This window comes from Streptomyces griseus, from assembly GCF_001715295.1.
Classification (GTDB): domain Bacteria; phylum Actinomycetota; class Actinomycetes; order Streptomycetales; family Streptomycetaceae; genus Streptomyces; species Streptomyces griseus_G.
In genome coordinates this window covers 122,521-138,777 of record NZ_MDKB01000001.1, presented here as the reverse complement: position 1 = coordinate 138,777, position 16,257 = coordinate 122,521, and the positions used below count along the sequence as shown (strand labels likewise).

General features: G+C 73.2%; 13 protein-coding genes and 1 riboswitch. Of the genes, 5 read left to right on the top strand and 8 right to left on the bottom strand.

The genetic code is table 11. The features are described from left to right. Nucleotides 1–84: 84 nt before the first annotated feature. Nucleotides 85–1,332: an MFS transporter gene (locus BA175_RS00525; RefSeq protein WP_069169177.1), complete on the top strand. Its 1,248-nt coding sequence runs from the start codon at nt 85–87 to the stop codon at nt 1,330–1,332. Further along, nucleotides 1,289–2,611, top strand: a complete 1,323-nt coding sequence (locus tag BA175_RS00520) for a D-arabinono-1,4-lactone oxidase (protein ID WP_069169176.1) — start codon at nt 1,289–1,291, stop codon at nt 2,609–2,611. Before BA175_RS00525 ends, BA175_RS00520 begins: the two co-directional genes overlap by 44 nt. Nucleotides 2,612–2,711: 100 nt before the next feature. Here the strand turns inward: BA175_RS00520 and BA175_RS00515 are convergent, their stop codons facing one another. Next, nucleotides 2,712–3,839 carry a hypothetical protein gene (locus tag BA175_RS00515; protein WP_069169175.1) on the bottom strand — a complete coding sequence of 376 codons (1,128 nt, stop codon included), beginning with the start codon at nt 3,837–3,839 and terminating at the stop codon, nt 2,712–2,714. Between the two features lie 496 nt (nt 3,840–4,335). Here BA175_RS00515 and sepH point away from each other — a divergent pair, with 496 nt between their 5' ends. Then, on the top strand, nt 4,336–5,394 hold the full coding sequence (gene sepH / locus BA175_RS00510) for a septation protein SepH (protein ID WP_069169174.1): 1,059 nt from the start codon (nt 4,336–4,338) through the stop codon (nt 5,392–5,394). A 122-nt stretch (nt 5,395–5,516) separates the two neighbouring features. On the opposite strand, the gene BA175_RS00505 is transcribed toward sepH, so the two are convergent. Further along, complete coding sequence (locus BA175_RS00505) at nt 5,517–6,344, bottom strand: sulfurtransferase (RefSeq protein WP_069169173.1); 828 nt, start codon at nt 6,342–6,344, stop codon at nt 5,517–5,519. 251 nt (nt 6,345–6,595) lie between these two features. Here BA175_RS00505 and BA175_RS00500 point away from each other — a divergent pair, with 251 nt between their 5' ends. After that, entirely contained in the window at nt 6,596–7,372 is a 777-nt protein-coding gene (locus BA175_RS00500) for a VOC family protein (RefSeq protein ID WP_069169172.1), read from the top strand. A 255-nt stretch (nt 7,373–7,627) separates the two neighbouring features. Here the strand turns inward: BA175_RS00500 and BA175_RS00495 are convergent, their stop codons facing one another. The 4 genes from BA175_RS00495 to BA175_RS00480 all read right to left on the bottom strand — a co-directional run bounded on the left by BA175_RS00495 (nt 7,628) and on the right by BA175_RS00480 (nt 13,389). Then, nucleotides 7,628–8,278 (bottom strand): thymidine kinase, encoded by a 651-nt coding sequence (locus tag BA175_RS00495; protein ID WP_069169171.1) that lies wholly within the window; start codon nt 8,276–8,278, stop codon nt 7,628–7,630. Between the two features lie 82 nt (nt 8,279–8,360). Beyond that, on the bottom strand, nt 8,361–9,548 hold the full coding sequence (locus BA175_RS00490) for an alkaline phosphatase family protein (protein WP_069169170.1): 1,188 nt from the start codon (nt 9,546–9,548) through the stop codon (nt 8,361–8,363). Then, on the bottom strand, nt 9,548–10,144 hold the full coding sequence (locus BA175_RS00485; RefSeq protein WP_069169169.1) for a DUF5998 family protein: 597 nt from the start codon (nt 10,142–10,144) through the stop codon (nt 9,548–9,550). Before BA175_RS00485 ends, BA175_RS00490 begins: the two co-directional genes overlap by 1 nt. Nucleotides 10,145–10,437: 293 nt before the next feature. Then, entirely contained in the window at nt 10,438–13,389 is a 2,952-nt protein-coding gene (locus tag BA175_RS00480) for a bifunctional acetate--CoA ligase family protein/GNAT family N-acetyltransferase (protein ID WP_069169168.1), read from the bottom strand. 164 nt (nt 13,390–13,553) lie between these two features. Here BA175_RS00480 and BA175_RS00475 point away from each other — a divergent pair, with 164 nt between their 5' ends. Continuing rightward, complete coding sequence (locus BA175_RS00475; protein ID WP_069169167.1) at nt 13,554–13,835, top strand: HPr family phosphocarrier protein; 282 nt, start codon at nt 13,554–13,556, stop codon at nt 13,833–13,835. 236 nt (nt 13,836–14,071) lie between these two features. On the opposite strand, the gene BA175_RS00470 is transcribed toward BA175_RS00475, so the two are convergent. Both BA175_RS00470 and BA175_RS00465 read right to left on the bottom strand, forming a co-directional pair. Further along, nucleotides 14,072–14,779 (bottom strand): GntR family transcriptional regulator, encoded by a 708-nt coding sequence (locus BA175_RS00470; protein ID WP_069169166.1) that lies wholly within the window; start codon nt 14,777–14,779, stop codon nt 14,072–14,074. A gap of 397 nt (nt 14,780–15,176) precedes the next feature. After that, nucleotides 15,177–15,959, bottom strand: coding sequence for a M23 family metallopeptidase (locus BA175_RS00465; protein WP_069169165.1), 783 nt, complete (start codon nt 15,957–15,959; stop codon nt 15,177–15,179). A gap of 13 nt (nt 15,960–15,972) precedes the next feature. Then, a riboswitch (cyclic di-AMP (ydaO/yuaA leader) is annotated at nt 15,973–16,140 on the bottom strand. Nucleotides 16,141–16,257: the final 117 nt, after the last annotated feature.

Sequence of the window (16,257 nt, the reverse complement as noted above, 5' to 3'; positions counted from 1 at the left end):
ACGCCCTTCCGGCCCCTGGAGCCACCCGCACCCGTAAGCTGTGCCGAGCATCGACACCCCTGACAGGCTTTCCCGGAGCTCCTCGTGCCCAGCCCTTACCGCGCCGTCTTCGCCGCCCCCGGGGCCCTGGGATTCTCGGTGGCGGGCTTCCTCGGCCGGATGCCGCTGTCCATGACGGGCATCGGCGTGGTGACGATGGTGTCGCAGACGACCGGCCGCTACGGGCTCGCCGGCGCGCTGTCCGCGACGCTCGCCATGGCGGCGGCGGTCATCGGGCCGCAGGTCTCCCGGCTGGTCGACCGGTACGGGCAGCGTCGTGTGCTGCGCCCGGTCACCCTGGTCTCGGCGGCGGCTCTCACGGGGCTCCTGGTCTGTGTCCAGCAGCGGCTGCCGGACTGGACCCTCTTCGTCTTCGCCGTGGGCGCGGGTGCGGTGCCGAGCATGGGTTCGATGGTGCGGGCCCGCTGGGCGGAGATCTACCGGGGGTCCCCGCGCCGGCTGCACACCGCGTACTCCTGGGAGTCGATCGTCGACGAGGTGTGCTTCATCTTCGGGCCGATCCTCTCCATCGGCCTGTCCACCGCGTGGTTCCCGGAGGCCGGTCCGCTGCTCGCCGCGGTGTTCCTGGTGACCGGCGTCCTCTGGCTGACGGCCCAGCGCGCCACCGAGCCTGCGCCCCATCCGAAGGCCCACCACGCGGGCGGTTCCGCGCTGCGCTCGTCCGGCCTCCAGGTGCTCGTGATCACCTTCGTCGCGACCGGTGCGATCTTCGGAGCGGTGGACGTGGTGACGGTGGCGTTCACGGAGGAGCGCGGCCACAAGGCGGCGGCCGGCCTCGTCCTGGCGGTCTACGCCCTCGGGTCCTGCCTCGCCGGAACGGTCTTCGGTCTGCTGCACCTGAAGGGGAGGCCGTCGACCCGGTGGCTGGTGGGCGTGTGCGCGATGGCCGTGAGTATGATCCCCCTCCAACTGGCCGGGAGTCTGCCGTTCCTGGCCGTGGCGCTCTTTGTCGCGGGCCTCGCCGTCGCACCGACGATGGTGACCACCATGGCCCTCGTCGAACGGCACGTACCGCGCACCCGGCTGACGGAGGGCATGACCTGGACCAGCACCGGACTCGCGGTCGGAGTGGCTCTCGGCTCCTCGGCCGCAGGCTGGGTGGTCGACGCCGCCGGAACCGGGGCGGGGTACGCGGTGCCCGCCGTGGCGGGAGCGCTCGCGGCCGCGGTGGGACTGCTGGGGTACCGCCGGCTCGCCGAGCCGGTGCCTACGGGAGGGCGCGGGGAAGATGACCGAGACCTACGCACGGACGACGGCGAGCACGTGGCGTAACTGGGCGGGCAACGTCACCGCCAGGCCGGTACGGGCGGTCACGCCCGCCTCCGTGGACGAGCTGGCCGCGATGGTGCGCAGGGCGTCCGAGGACGGTCTGCGGGTCAAGCCGGTCGGGACGGGGCATTCGTTCACGGCGGCGGCGGCCACCGACGGGGTCCTCGTACGCCCGGACCTGCTGGCCGGCATCCGGGAGATCGACCGGACCACCATGACGGTGACGGCCGGGGCCGGCACCCCGCTGAAGCTGCTGAACACCGCGCTCGCCCGCCAGGGGCTGTCACTGACCAACATGGGCGACATCATGGAGCAGACGGTGGCCGGGGCGGTCTCCACCGGCACCCACGGCACCGGCCGCGACTCGGCGTCCGTAGCGGCCCAGATCCGGGCCCTGGAGATGGTCACCGCCGACGGCACGGTGCTGCACTGTTCGCGCACGGACCATCCGGACGTGTTCGCGGCCGCCCGGACAGGTCTGGGAGCGCTCGGCGTGATCACCGCGGTGACCTTCGCGGTGGAGCCGGTCTTCCTGCTGACGGCCCGCGAGGAGCCGATGACCTTCGACCGGGTCACCGCCGATTTCCAGCAGCTCGTCGCCGAGAACGAACACTTCGAGTTCTACTGGTTCCCGCACACCGGCAACTGCAACACCAAGCGCAACAACCGCAGCGCGGGCCCGGCCGCCCCGCCCGGCCGGATCAGCGGCTGGATCGAGGACGAGTTCCTCTCCAACGGGATCTTCCAGATCGCCTGTTCGGTCGGCCGGGCGGTCCCCGGAGCCGTCCCGGCCCTCGCGAAGCTCTCCAGCCGCGCCCTGTCGGCCCGCACGTACACGGACATTCCGTACAAGGTCTTCACCAGCCCCCGTCGGGTGCGCTTCGTCGAGATGGAGTACGCCCTGCCCCGCGAGGCAGCGGTCGAGGCCCTGCGCGAGGTCAAGGCGATGGTCGAGCGCTCACCCCTGCGCGTCGGCTTCCCTGTGGAGGTCCGCACGGCTCCGGCGGACGACATCACGCTCTCCACGGCCGAGGGCCGGGAGAGCGTGTACATCGCGGTGCACCAGTACCGGGGAGCCCCGTACCGGGCGTACTTCACGGCCGTCGAGCGGATCATGACCGGCTACGCGGGCCGGCCGCACTGGGGAAAGATCCACACCCGGGACGCCGGCTACCTGGCCGGGGCGTATCCCCGGTTCGGCGAGTTCACCGCCCTGCGGGACCGCCTGGACCCCGGGCGGCTGTTCGCCAACGACTACCTGCGGCGCGTGCTCGGGGAGTGATGCCGACGGTGGCCCGGGGCGCTCGCCCGATCCGGTCGGCGCCCTCCCGCCCGGGGCGCCGTACCGGCCCGGACGGCTTCCCCGTCCGTCCGGCCGGCCTCTACCCGCCGGTGACCTGACCGCTCCCCTGCCCGTCCGTGGTCCCGGCCCCTCCGGCCGGGGTGCCGTCGGACGGAGCGGGGTCCGGGGAGGCCGGGGCCGTGGGCGCCGCGGAGCCGGTGGGCTCCGGCGCCGAACTGCCGCCGGTGGCGGAGGGCACCGGGTCCGGCTCCGTCGTCGGCGTGCCGCCGTCACCGGCGCCGGGTGCCGGGCTCCGGCCGTCACCGGGGACGGTCCCGGGAGCGGACGAGGTGCCGTCGCCGGGCCGGCGGTCGTCCGGGCCGGTGCTCCGCTCCGGGCCGGTGCTCCCCGTGGGGGCCGGGTCGGTCGCCGAGGAGCCGTGGCCGCCACGCACCACGGAACCGACGGTCGTGCCACCGCCCCCGCTGAGGTCGTTGCCCGAGGCCAGTTCGTAGGCCGTGATCCCGCCCATCGCCACGACGAACACGGCGACGGCCGCGAGAACCGGACGCTTCCAGCCGCGGACGCGGGTGCCGTGGGTGTGCGCCTCGGAGTAGAGGTCGGACGGTTCGGCCGCCTGCCCGAACAGCGCGGTCGCCTCAGGGTCGTTCGTGACCCCCTGCGCACGGTCCCGGCCCGCCGGTCCGGACGGCCCGGGACGGACCGGAGCCGTCTGCCGGAGGAGCCGCGTGCGGTCCGCGTCGGCCTGCCGGAGCCACCGGGTGCGCTCCGGGTCGGCGCCGGGCAGGTCCGGGGCGAAGGCCCCGAGCAGCTGGGTACGCTCCGGGTCGTTCGTGACCGGCGGCGTACGGTCCGGCTCGGGCCGCGCCCTGCGCAGTACGGTCGTGGCGTCGTCCCGCGGCTTGGCGGCGGCGGGAGTCGTGTCACGCGTGCGGACCGTCACCTGACGGCCCCCCGGCTGCTTGACGTGGACGGTGACTTCGCGGATCTGCTCCCCCGTGCGACGGAAGAAGTGCTGGAAGACCGAGCCTCCGCAGGTCGCCACGACACTCATCACACCGGCGCCGGCGATCGTCCCGTACACACCCAGCTGGGATGCCATCACCGCTGCCGCGACCGCCGCCACGGCGCTGCCCGCGACCTGCGGCAGACTCAGATCGATGCGCCTCTCCTCGGGTTCCGCGCCACTTTGCGGCTTCTGAACCATTACCAGCCCTTGCTCGACAACCACCCCACCTTGCACCAGGAAGGGACATATGAGCGAAGCGAATAGTTCCGGTACTGGAGGTTCTGTGAAACAACACACGCGTGGAGCGCATATCGCGGTCAACGGGGCAGAACGACTCCCGCACCCGCCGAGAAGTCCGGCGGCGCGCCGGTCCACCCGCGTGGCCCGAATGGAGTACTGTGGCGAGCCCTGGGGCCGGACTCCCGCATGGGTATCCGGGACTTACGGGAGAGGCCTGAGACGGCACTCGAACCGGCGGCGCCGCGGCATCGCACGGGCGCCCGCCACACGGAGCGACCACCAGGTCGCTGTGGGTGGCGAACAGGTAACCGTGCCACCGCGTCGATCCAGGGCCAAGGCCCGACACGCCGGGGAACTTGGCAAGGTTGTGGCAGGCTGAACCCGGGCAGGTCACACTCGACTAGCGGAAGCAGCGACGCACGTGACGTCGGCAGGCACCACCCGGGAGGTTCCCATGCCCGAACTGCGTGTCGTGGCCGTCTCGAACGACGGCACACGACTGGTGCTCAAAGCTGCGGACAGCACGGAGTACACGCTTCCGATCGACGAGCGGCTCCGCGCCGCCGTACGCAATGACCGCGCCAGGCTCGGCCAGATCGAGATCGAGGTGGAGAGCCACCTCCGGCCGCGTGACATCCAGGCCCGCATACGAGCCGGTGCCTCCGCCGAGGAGGTCGCCCAGTTCGCCGGGATCCCGGTGGACCGCGTGCGCCGCTTCGAGGGACCCGTGCTCGCCGAGCGCGCGTTCATGGCCGAACGGGCCCGGAAGACACCGGTGCGCCGGCCCGGCGAGAACACCGGTCCGCAGCTCGGCGAGGCGGTGCAGGAGCGGCTGCTGCTGCGCGGCGCCGACCGGGAGACCGTCCAGTGGGACTCCTGGCGCCGCGACGACGGCACCTGGGAGGTCCTCCTGGTCTACCGCGTCGCGGGCGAGCCCCACTCGGCGAGCTGGACCTACGACCCGCCGCGGCGGCTCGTCCAGGCCGTGGACGAGGAGGCGCGCTCGCTGATCGGCGAGAGCGACGACGTGGCCGCTCCGGAACCGAGCTTCCCGTTCGTGCCCCGGATCGCCCGGCTGCCGCGCGACCGGCCGCTGGACCGCGCGCTCGACCGCCAGATCGAGCGGCCGGTGCCACCGCAGGAGCCCGGGGAGCGGGTCGGCGGCGTGTCGGCCGGTGAGCGCGACTCGCTGACCAGTCTGCTGGAGGCGGTGCCGAGCTTCCGCGGGGACATGGTCGTGCCGGAGCGGCCGTCCCAGCCGGAGCCGCCGACGATCGAGCCCGCGTCCCAGGAGCCCGAGGCCGACGAGCCCCCGGCGGCCGCGGCCTCCGCCGGCGCGGGTTCGGCCTACGCCGACGTGCTGATGCCGCGTGCGGTGGCCGGCCACCGCGACCGGCTGACGGGGACGACCGACCGGCAGGCCGAGGCGGACGGGGTCCGTCCGGGCCGCCGCGCCGCAGTGCCCAGCTGGGACGAGATCGTCTTCGGGACCCGCAGGAAGAAGCAGGACTGAGGCCTGCGGGACCGGGACCGGCAGGCCCCGGAAGCGGCTCCCCGCCCTCCCGCACGGCACGACGAGGGGCCCGCACGCCGTTCTGCGTGCGGGCCCCTCGTCGTGCCGTGCGGTGCGGGGGGTCAGCGGGGGTCCGGCCCCGTGGCGACGGGCCGGGACTCGTCCGCGGACCACTCGGACCAGGAGCCTGCGTACAGGGCCGCCCGCTGTCCGGCGATCTCCAGCGCCAGCACCTCGTGCGCGCCCGAGACGCCCGAGCCGCAGTAGACGCCGACCTCGGCCTTCCCGTCGGCCCCCAGGGCCGCGAAACGGGAGGCCAGGGCCGCGGCGGAGAGGAAGCGCCCGTCCTCGGCGACGTTACCGGCGGTGGGTGCGCAGACCGCCCCGGGGATGTGACCGCCGACGCGGTCGATGGGCTCCACGTCTCCTCGGTAGCGCTCGGGGGCCCGCGCGTCGAGCAGCAGACCGGAGTGGGCGAGTGCGGCGGCACCGTCCGCGTCCAGCAGCGGAAGCGCGCCCGGTTCGGGCCGGAAGTCACCGGGAGCGGGGTCCGGTGTCTCGCTGCTGAGCTCACCGGTCCAGGCGGCGAGGCCGCCGTCGAGCAACCGGACGTCGGCGTGCCCCGCCCAGCGCAGCAGCCACCACGCGCGTGCCGCCGCCCAGCCCTGTCCGCCGTCGTAGACGACCACCGGCGTGCCCTGGGAGACCCCGGCCCGCCGCATCACGGCCCCGAAGTCCTCCGGGTCCGGCAGGGGGTGCCGGCCGCCGCTGCCCGCCGGGCCCGCTAGCTCCGCGTCGAGATCGACGAAGACGGCTCCGGAGATGTGTCCGGCCTCGTAGTCCTCGCGGCCGTGCGGGCCGCCGAGTTGCCAGCGGACGTCGAGGAGCACCGGCGGCCGCGGGCCTGTCGATTCGCTCACGTATTCGGATGCGGTGATGATGGGCTTCATGGATGCCATCTTCGCGCAGGACTCCCACCTCTCGGTGCGGTACCGGACACGGATCCGCCAGGGACGTACCGCGTCAAAACGGGCCTCCTGACGACCGGTACCCCGAAACGCGGCGCGGCCGGGGTGTCTGGGAGGCTCGGTGGTGCGAGCATCTGCACGGAGCGTACGCGCCCGGATCCGTACCGTGGGAGCGCGCATCGGCGCGCGTTCCTCCGTACGGCGATCGCGGGGGTACGAGGGGAGAGACGAAGATGACCGAGGCTGCCGCCCGGCGCGTGCCAGGAGCACCGTGCTGGGTGAGTCTGATCGTGCACGGCCTGGCCGCGACCCAGGAGTTCTACGCCCGGCTGTTCGGCTGGGAGTTCCGGCCGGGGCCGGACGAGCTGGGGCCGTACGTCCGGGCCCTGCTGCACGGAAAGGAGGTCGCGGGCATCGGCCAGTTGCCTCCGGACCGGCATCTCCCGATCGCCTGGACGACCTATCTCGCCACGGACGACGCGGACGCGACCACCGAGGCCGTCCGTTCCTGCGGCGGGACGGTGGCGGTCGGGCCGCTGGACGCCGGCCGCGCCGGCCGGCTCGCGATCGTCTCGGACCCGGGCGGGGCGGTCTTCGGTGTCTGGCAGGCCGCCGAGCACCTGGGTACGGCCCTGACGGGTGCCCCGGGTACCCCGGTCTGGAACGAACTGATCACCCGCGAGACCTCGTCGGTCGCCAAGTTCTACCAGGTGGTGTTCGGTTTCGAGGCGGAGGCCGTGGTCTCGGCGGACTTCGACTACCAGACGCTGTCCCTGGAGGGCCGGCCGGTGGCGGCCCTGCACGGGGTGGGCCACGCCCTGCCGCGCGACCGGGGACCGCACTGGATGACCTACTTCGAGGTGGCCGACACGGACGAATCCGCGGCGCGCGTGGTCGAGCTGGGCGGGCGCGTGCTGCAGCCGCCGCGGAACACCTCGAACGGCAGGCTGGCCACGGTCGCGGACCCGGAGGGCGCTGTGTTCACGATCCAGCGGTCGGCCGCGCACTGAGGCCCGCCGCAGATTCCTTGCTCCCCTCCCCCGGCTCCCGGCCCGGTGCGGGAACCCTGACGGGATTCGAGGGGCCTTCGCGTTGCGGTCACGCGGGACGGGCTCGCTGTCGTGGGTCCTGAGCGGATCGGTGGGCCGAAGGGCCTCGGCGTCGCCGTTCCCACACCGGGATCAGCTCCCCCACCGCACCCTGGTGGGGTTCACGCACCGAAGCGGAACTCCACCCCGTGGTGCGACTTTGCGTGGGCCCGGGCGTCAGGCGGAGGAGACGGGCAGGACATCCGGGGACAGAGCGCCCACGCGAGCGGAGGCGGCGGTCATACGACGCCTGTGATGGCGGCGGCAGAGAACCTCGTACCCGACCTCACCCATCGGCCGGTTCACGTCACCGACCACCACCTGTGCCCCCTCGACGACCATCTCGCCGTCCACGGTTCGCGCGTTGTGCGTGGCGCGGGAACCGCACCAGCAGAGCGCCTCGACCTGGAGCTGCTCGATCCGGTCGGCGAGCTCGATCAGTCGCTGCGAACCGGGGAACAACCGCGTGCGGAAGTCCGTCGTGATGCCGAAAGCGAAGACGTCCATCTCCAAGTCGTCCACGACACGGGCCAGCTGATCGATCTGAGCCGGGGCCATGAACTGCGCCTCGTCGACGATCACGTAGTCGACCCTGCCGCCCTTGGTCAGCTGAGCGACCAGGTAGGCGTACAGGTCCATGCCCTCGTCCGCCTCGACGGCCTCCGTCACCAGCCCCAGCCGCGAGGACAACTTGCCCTCACCGGCCCGGTCGTCACGCGTGAAGATCACTCCCTGGAGCCCTCGCGCCGACCGGTTGTGCCCGATCTGGAGCGCCAGCGTGCTCTTTCCGCAGTCCATCGTTCCGGAGAAGAACACAAGCTCGGGCATGAGAAGTCGGGCGCCTTTCGGTGGGATGCGGGGGCGTTGCGAGGAGAGGGTCCGAGCGGGCCGCCGCCTGCGGGAAGGTGGGCTACGAGCGTACTTCGAGGAGCGGAACCAGTTGTTCCACGGCTGTCAGCGAGCCGTGCATGCCTGCCATGGCCGACTCGTGGGGCTCGTGCACCGAGGCGGTGATCACCACGTCGTCGTGAGCGGCCGCGACGACGTCGCCGATCCTGCCGTACACCCGCTCGTCCACGCGCGGACCGAACCAGCCCGCCGCGACGGCCTCGTCCCGGCTCGCCACCCAGAACTGCTCGCCGAGCACCTCTCGCCAGACCGTCAGTACATCGGCCTCGGCCCCGGGGACCGCGTAGACGTGCCGGGCGCGGCCTTCCCCGCCGAGCAGGGCGACGCCGGCCCGCAGCTCCCAGTCCTCGTCGAAGTCGATCCGTGACTGCTCGTCGAACGGGATGTCGATCATGCCGTGGTCGGCGGTGATGTAGAGCGCCGAACGGGGCGGGAGCTGTTCGGCGAGGCGCTGGGCGAGCCCGTCGACGTACATCAACTGGCCCCGCCAGGCGTCGGAGTCGATGCCGAAGCGGTGGCCCTTGCCGTCGACCTCGCTGTAGTACGTGTAGACGAGGGACCTGTCGCCCGCGCCGAGCCGCTCGGCCGCGACGTCCATCCGCTCCTCGCCGGAGAGCCGGCCGACGAACGAGCCGCCGCTGAGCGCGACCTTGGTGAGCGGGGTCTGCTCGAAGGACGGGGCGGAGACCTGAGCCGTGCGCACGCCCGCCGCGTCGGCGAGCCGGAAGACGGTGGGGTGCGGCTGCCAGACCTTGGGCGCGGTCCACGGCTTCCAGCGGAGCTGGTTCATCAGCTCGCCCGTCTCCGGGTTGCGGACGGTGTAGCCGGGAAGACCGTGCTCACCCGGGGGCAGACCCGTGCCGACCGAGGCGAGCGAGGTGGCCGTCGTGGACGGGAAGCCCGCCGTGACCGGCCGGCCGGTGCCGCCGCGCGAGGTCGGGAGCAGGGAGTGCAGGAACGGCGCCTCGTCGGGGTGTGCCTTGATCTGCTCCCAGCCGAGCCCGTCGATCAGGAAGACGCAGTTGCGGTCGGCGGGGGTCAGTTCCGCAATCCTCGCCTCGAGACCGGGTACCCCCTGGCCGGCGGCGAGCGTCGGCAGCAGGTCCGCGAGGGAGCCGCTGCCGTACTCCGGCACGGGGGCGCTCCCGGGAGCGAGCAGCACGGGGTCCTGCCAGGCCTGCTGGGCCATCAGCGGCCGGTCGCCGCGGTCGCGGCCGTGGCCTCGGAGAGGGACTGCGCGAAGACGAGGGTCTGGCGCACCGCGTCGGGGCCGTCACCGGCCTCGCTGACGCGCAGGCTCAGGTCGTCGGCGGTGGAACTGCCGGTGTAGCCGTGGTCGGCCTCGCAGTTGGGGTCCCCGCAGGCGGCGGGTTCCAGATCGATCCGGGACACGGCCCCCCAGCCGATGGTCAGGACGACCTCGCGGGGCAGGGTGCCGGCCACGTACTTCTCCGGGTTGGCGACCACGCGGCTGACCACGACGGACGAGATCCGGTCGAGCTTGACCGACTCGGTGGACGTCGTGGCGTACGGCGTCGGGGAACTGGTGTCGGCGGCCTGCTCGTCGGTGTGGCTGACGATGAAACGGGTCTCCGTCAGCACGAGGACGGTGACATGACGGCGCACCTCGTTGGAGTCGAAGGTGGTCTCCTGGTGCACCAGGTACGAAGCGACCGGCTCCCCGCCGACAGCGGCCTCCACCGCCTCGGCCACGAGGGCCGGGTAGTAGCCGCTGCGCTCGATCGCCGCGCGCAGCCCCTGGGTCGTCGTACCGGTCTTTGCCATGAGGACCATCCTACGGGCGGTGGGTGAATGCCGGGGACGCCCTGCAGGGGTCGGCACGGGGCGTGCGCGGGTCCCTCGGAGCTGTCCCGTACGCCCCGGTGGATCGGCGCACGGCGTCGGAGGCGGTGTACGGCAAGGCGGAGGAGCGTCCGCGTACCGGACGTATGCGGACGTGCCGGCACGGCGGCGAGGTGGCCGAGCTGTCGTCGTGCGCCCGCGCGGGATCGCGGGACCGGCCCCGGAGTCGTGCGCGGGGCGCTCGGGAAGCCGTCGCCGGGAGCTCGGAGCGCCGGTCAGTAGCTCGGGAGCCGGCGGGGGCCGAGGTCGGTACGGGCCGGGGGCGGGGCGAGCCGGACGCTCGCGCCGAGGACGGTCAGGCCCTGTGTGGCGACCACGACGGGCTCCAGGGCGACCGACACGACCTCCGGATGGTCGTCGACCAGCCGGGAGAGCCGCAGCAGGAGCTCTTCGAGGGCCGCGGTGTCCGCCGGTGCGGCCCCGCGCCAGCCGAACAGCACCGGCGCCGCCCGGATGGAACGCACCAGGTCGGCGGCGTCACGGTCGGTGGCGGGGACGAGGCGGTGGGCGGTGTCGCCGAGAAGTTCGGAGGGCGCGCCGGCCAGTCCGAAGGAGAGGACCGCCCCGGCTGCCGCGTCGATCGACGCCCGTACGACGGTGTCGACCCCGCGCGGCGCCATGGCCTGGACGACGGGCCGGAGCTCGGCGGGTGTGCCGAGGAGTTCGGTCAGTTCGTCGTAGGCACGGCGCAGGGCGCTCTCACTCGCGAGGTCGAGCCGGACTCCACCGAGGTCCGCCCGGTGGCGGAGGTGCGGCGCCGTGGTCTTGAGCGCCACCGGGTAGCCGATGCGCGCGGCGGCGGCGACGGCGGTCTCCGGATCGGGAGCCGGGAGGGCCGGCCGCACGCCGATGCCGTACAGCCCGAGCAGTTCGCCGGTCTCGTCCGGGGTGAGCGGGCGGCCGCGGGGGTCGGGGTCCTTGCCGAGGAGACCCTCGATCAGTGCTGCGGCTCCCTGCTCGTCGATGGTCTCGTCGAGGAACTCGGGCACCTTGCCGGGCACGGCCGCCTGACGCCTCCACTGCGCGTACTTCACGGCCTCGGCGAGCGCGCGCACCGCTCGTTCGGCGGCGGGGTAGGCGGGGATCCGCCCGGTACGGGCTCCCGGGAGGCGGGTGCCGGGAGCTCGTGGGGCCGGGGGCGGGGTCTCGCGCACGGGCAGCGCGCTCCCCGCCGGTGGAGCCGCGGGAGGACCGTCGGGGGTGGGTGCGTCCCCGCGTACGCCGGCTCCTGCGGCGTCCGCGGGGTGCTCTTCGCGGGGCTCCTGTCCGGACGGGGACGGGGTGGGCGGGGTGGCCGTGCTCGTGGCGGCGGCCAGGGCCTGGGCCAGGCCGCCCATCTCCACGTGCACCACCGCCACCGGCTTGGCCGGGCCCGTGGCCGCCGCCTCGCGCAGAGCCGCGGCGAGCACCTCCCCGTCCCCGGTCTCCGCCTCGCCGTCCTCCCCCACCCACGGAATGGCGGTGACGACGACGGCGTCGCAGGTCCGGTCGGCGAGCGCTTCCGCCAGCGCGTCGCGGAAGTCCTGCGGACCCGCCGCCGTGGTGAGGTCGCGCGGCGGACGCGGGCGCAGCCCCTCGGCCAGGCAGGCGTCGTAGGTCAGGAGGCCGAGCGACTCGGAGTTGCCGAGAATCGCCACCCTGGGGCCGGCGGGCAGGGGCTGGCCGGCGAGGAGCAGGCCGGCGTCGACCATCTCGGTCACGGTGTCGACGCGGATCACGCCCGCCTGCCGCATCAGCGCGGAGACCGTCGCGTCGGGGATCCGGCTGACCGGGACGGCGTGGCCGGGAGGGGCCGAGCCGCTGTGCCGGGCGCCCTTCACCACGACCACGGGTTTCACCGCCGCCGTGCGGCGGGCGAGCCGGGTGAACTTACGCGGGTTGCCGAGCGATTCGAGGTAGAGCAGGGCCACGTCGGTGTCCTGGTCCTCGAACCAGTACTGCAGGAAGTCGTTGCCGGAGACGTCGGCGCGGTTGCCCGCGGAGATGAACGTCGACAGGCCCGCGCCGCGCCGGTGGAGGCCGGAGAGCACCGCGATGCCGATGGCGCCGGACTGGGTGAAGAGCCCGATGCGTCCGGCCGCGGGCGACTCGGGGGCGAGGGAGGCGTTCAGCCGGACGGTCTCGGCGGTGTTGATGACGCCGAAGGCGTTGGGGCCGATGATCCGCATGCCGTACGAGCGGGCCTGCCGGACGAGTTCGCGCTGCCGCTCCCGGCCTTCGGCGCCGCTCTCGGCGTATCCGGCGGAGAGCACGACCAGTCCCTGGACGCCGTGTTCCCCGCAGTCGGCGACCGCCTCGGGGACCCGGTCGGCGGGGACCGCGACGACCGCGAGGTCGACCCGCTCCCCGATCTCTCCCACGGAACGGTGCGCGGGCACGCCGTCGATCGTGTCCTGGCCGGCGGCGAAGGACCGGTTCACCGCGTACGCGCGTCCGGTGAAACCCGAACCCAGCAGGTTGCGCAGTACCGTGCGGCCGACCCCGCCGGGCGCCCGGCCGGCACCGATGACGGCGACCGAACCGGGGGCCAGGAGGCGCTGCACGGAGCGCGCCTCGGCCCGCTGCTCACGGCCGCGCTGCACGGCGAGGGACTCGGCGGTCGGTTCCAGGTCGAGGGTGAGGTGGACGGACCCGTCCTCGAAACTGCGCTGCTGCGTGTACCCGGCGTCGCGGAAGACCTTGATCATCTTGTTGTTGGCGGGCAGGACCTCGGCGGCGAAGCGGCGGATGCCCCGCTCCCGGGCGACGGCCGCGATGTGTTCGAGGAGCGCCGAGGCCACGCCGCGGCCCTGGTGGGCGTCCTGGACGAGGAAGGCGACCTCGGCCTCGTCGGCCGGGGCCGACGCGGGCCTGCCCTGGGCGTCGATCCGGTCGTAGCGGACGGTGGCGATGAACTCGCCGCCGATCGTGACGGCCAGACCGACCCGGTCGACGTAGTCGTGATGGGTGAAGCGGTGCACGTCCTTGGCGGACAGACGCGGGTACGGGGCGAAGAAGCGGTAGTACTTCGACTCGGCGGAGACCTGCTCGTAGAAGCTGACCAGCCGGTCGGCGTCGTCCGTGGTGATGGGCCTGATGCGCGCCGTACCACCGTCGCGGAGCACCACGTCCGCCTCCCAGTGGTCGGGGTACGCGTGAGGCGGACTCTGCTCCCGGGTCGGCTCCATGGACAAAGCCTACGGCCAGGCACACCGGTAGCGGAGGGTTCGGGGCGGGGGCACGCTGAGGGGTGCCGACGGCGGCGGGTGACCCGGACCGGAGGCCGGGCACGGCAGCATGTACCGCATGAGAGACTGGTCTAGACAACCATTGATTCGTGAAGGGCAGAACCATGGCTGAGCGCCGCGTCAACGTCGGTTGGACCGAGGGCCTGCACGCCCGCCCCGCTTCCATCTTCGTCCGTGCCGCCACGGCCTCCGGCGTCCCCGTGACGATCGCCAAGTCCGACGGCAACCCGGTCAACGCCGCGTCCATGCTCGCGGTACTCGGCCTGGGCGCCCAGGGCGGCGAGGAGATCGTGCTCGCGTCCGAGGCCGACGACGCCGAGGCCGCTCTGGACCGTCTGGCGAAGCTGGTCGCCGAGGGCCTCGACGAGCTTCCCGAAACCGTCTGATTCCGCCGGTCTCCACCGGAGCCTGTTCGGCACCCGAGCCGCGGCGCCCCTTTTCCGGGGAGCCGCGGCTTTCCCGTTCCCGGATGCACCGGAGACTGTCCTTCGATTTACCCGGGGCCGGCAGTACGTACTGGAGCGGGCGGCATACAAAAAACGGCGCAGCAGAAGGAAAGGCCTCCGGTAATTAACTTCCGCGCATACGTGATCCCCGTTCTTCTTTGTATACGGGACCCTTGTTAATGGCGTAGGCCCACGATGTTTACGGCACGTTGCGAACCGCTCACCCGCGTTCCGCCCGCCGTCGCGCGCCCCGTCCGGTCCACGCGGCGCAGCCGGTGCGCGGCGGTGGCGCGCTCGGCATGCTGGGCGGCGAGGGCCCTGGCGCGTTCCGCGTCGCCACGCGCCACGGCGTCCACGAGTGCCCCGTGCCCGGCCCACGCCTCGGCGGGGCGGACCGGCTGCTCGACGGTGTACATCCAGGCGATCTTGTGCCGGAGCTGGGTGAGCAGTGCGATCAGCGCGGGGCTGCCGGACGCCTGGGCCAGCGTCTCGTGGAACCAGCCGCTCAGCGAGCGCAGGTCCTCCCCCTCCCCGCGCCGCACCCGTTCCTGCCCCAGTCCGACCAGCCCGCGGAGCACCTTGAGGTGTGCCTCGGTCCGGCGCTGCGCGGCTCGCGCGGCACCCAGCGGCTCCAGGAGCATCCGGATCTCCAGCAGGTCGGCGGCCTCCTGCTCCGTGGGCTCGGCCACGCAGGCGCCGGCGTGCCGGCGAGTGACGACGAAGCCCTCGGACTCGAGGGTGCGCAGCGCCTCGCGCACCGGGACGCGGGAGACGCCGTAACGACGCGCGAGTACCTCTTCGGTCAGGCGGCTGCCGCGTGCGAAGACACCGGAGACGATGTCGTCACGGACAGCCGTGCATACCGAATGTGCGGGAATGCGCATGTCCGAACCTCCGTCTTGATCCCCGCGGAACGCGGCCGAATCGACGCCTGTTCCGTGACTCTATTGCAATTCGCCGCGATTTCCGATGGCGGGGTGCAATTCATGGATATCTTCTGGCCACGGACGGCTTCGGCGAGGTGCGGATCCGAGGAGTTCCCGTGTCGTCACCGGGGGCACGCCGAAAGCCCCGGCGGGGTGCCGGGGCCTTTCGGTGGAGCGGTGGTGCGGCGCAGGGCGGGGAGAGCCGTCCCGGCCGCCGGAGCCGTCAGACCCGGACGCCGTGGGCGTCCGTGTCGTCACCGGGGGCGCGCCGAAAGCCCCGGCGGGGTGCCGGGGCCTTTCGGTGGAGCGGTGGTGCGGCGCAGGGCGGGGAGAGCCGTCCCGGACGCCGGAGCCGTCAGACCCGGACGCCGTGGGCGCGGAGGTAGGCGACGGGGTCCATGTCCGAGCCGTACTCCGGGCTCGTCCGCGCCTCGAAGTGCAGGTGCGGTCCGGTGGAGTTGCCCGTCGAGCCCGAGAGGCCTATCTGCTCACCCGAGGCGACGCTCCGGCCGACGGAGACGCCGATCGAGGAGAGGTGGCCGTACTGGGTGTACGTGCCGTCCGCCATCCGGAGCACGATGTTGTTGCCGTACGCACCGCCCCAGCCCGCCTCGACGACCGTACCGGCGCCGACCGCGACCACCGGGGTGCCGGAGGCGGCGCGGAAGTCCACACCGGAGTGGCTGCCGGAGGACCAGAGGGAGCCGCCGGACCGGTAGCCGGTGGTCACGTACGAGCCGGCGACCGGGAGGTGGAAGGCGTCGAGCCGGGCGCGCTCCGCCGCACGGGCGGCGCGGGCCTTCTCCTCGCGGACCTCGGCGGCGCGGGCCTCGGCCTTGCGCTTCGCCTCCGCCTCGGCCTTCGCCCGGGCCGCGGCCTTCGCCGCCATGTCGGCCTGGTGCTGCTGGGCCTCGGCCTGGGCCTCGATCTGAGCGGCGAGGGTGGTGTCGAGGGTGACGGCCTGGGTCAGTCCGGTGGTGCTGACGGCGGGGGCGTCGGAGTCGGCGGCGAGGGCCGGTGAGGCGGTGGCGCCGATGACTCCGGTGGTGGCCAGGGCCGCGACGCCGACGGCCCGGGCGCCGTGGCGCGACAGACGGCTCGGGGCACGGTGCTTCCCGGTGGCACGGGTGAACGCCATGGAGGAGCTGATCCTTTCCTTCCTTCTCGCCTACCGGGTTAGCTGACGGGTTCGGAGCAGGAAGGTCTCCTACGGACCCCTGCCTCCCGTACGGGACGCAGGCATCCGATTCACCCCAGGGACTGCGTGGGTCCCCGGCTCCCCAGGCTCGCGCCTGACGGGGACTCGGCGATGGCTGCCCGGCGCCGCGGTCGCGGCTGATGTCCGGCGGACAGCCGAGCCGACGCTAGGCCGGGCCCCTTGCGTTCACCAAATGAAGACGGGCTTTTGTCACACATCCCACAGGGCATACCGGACG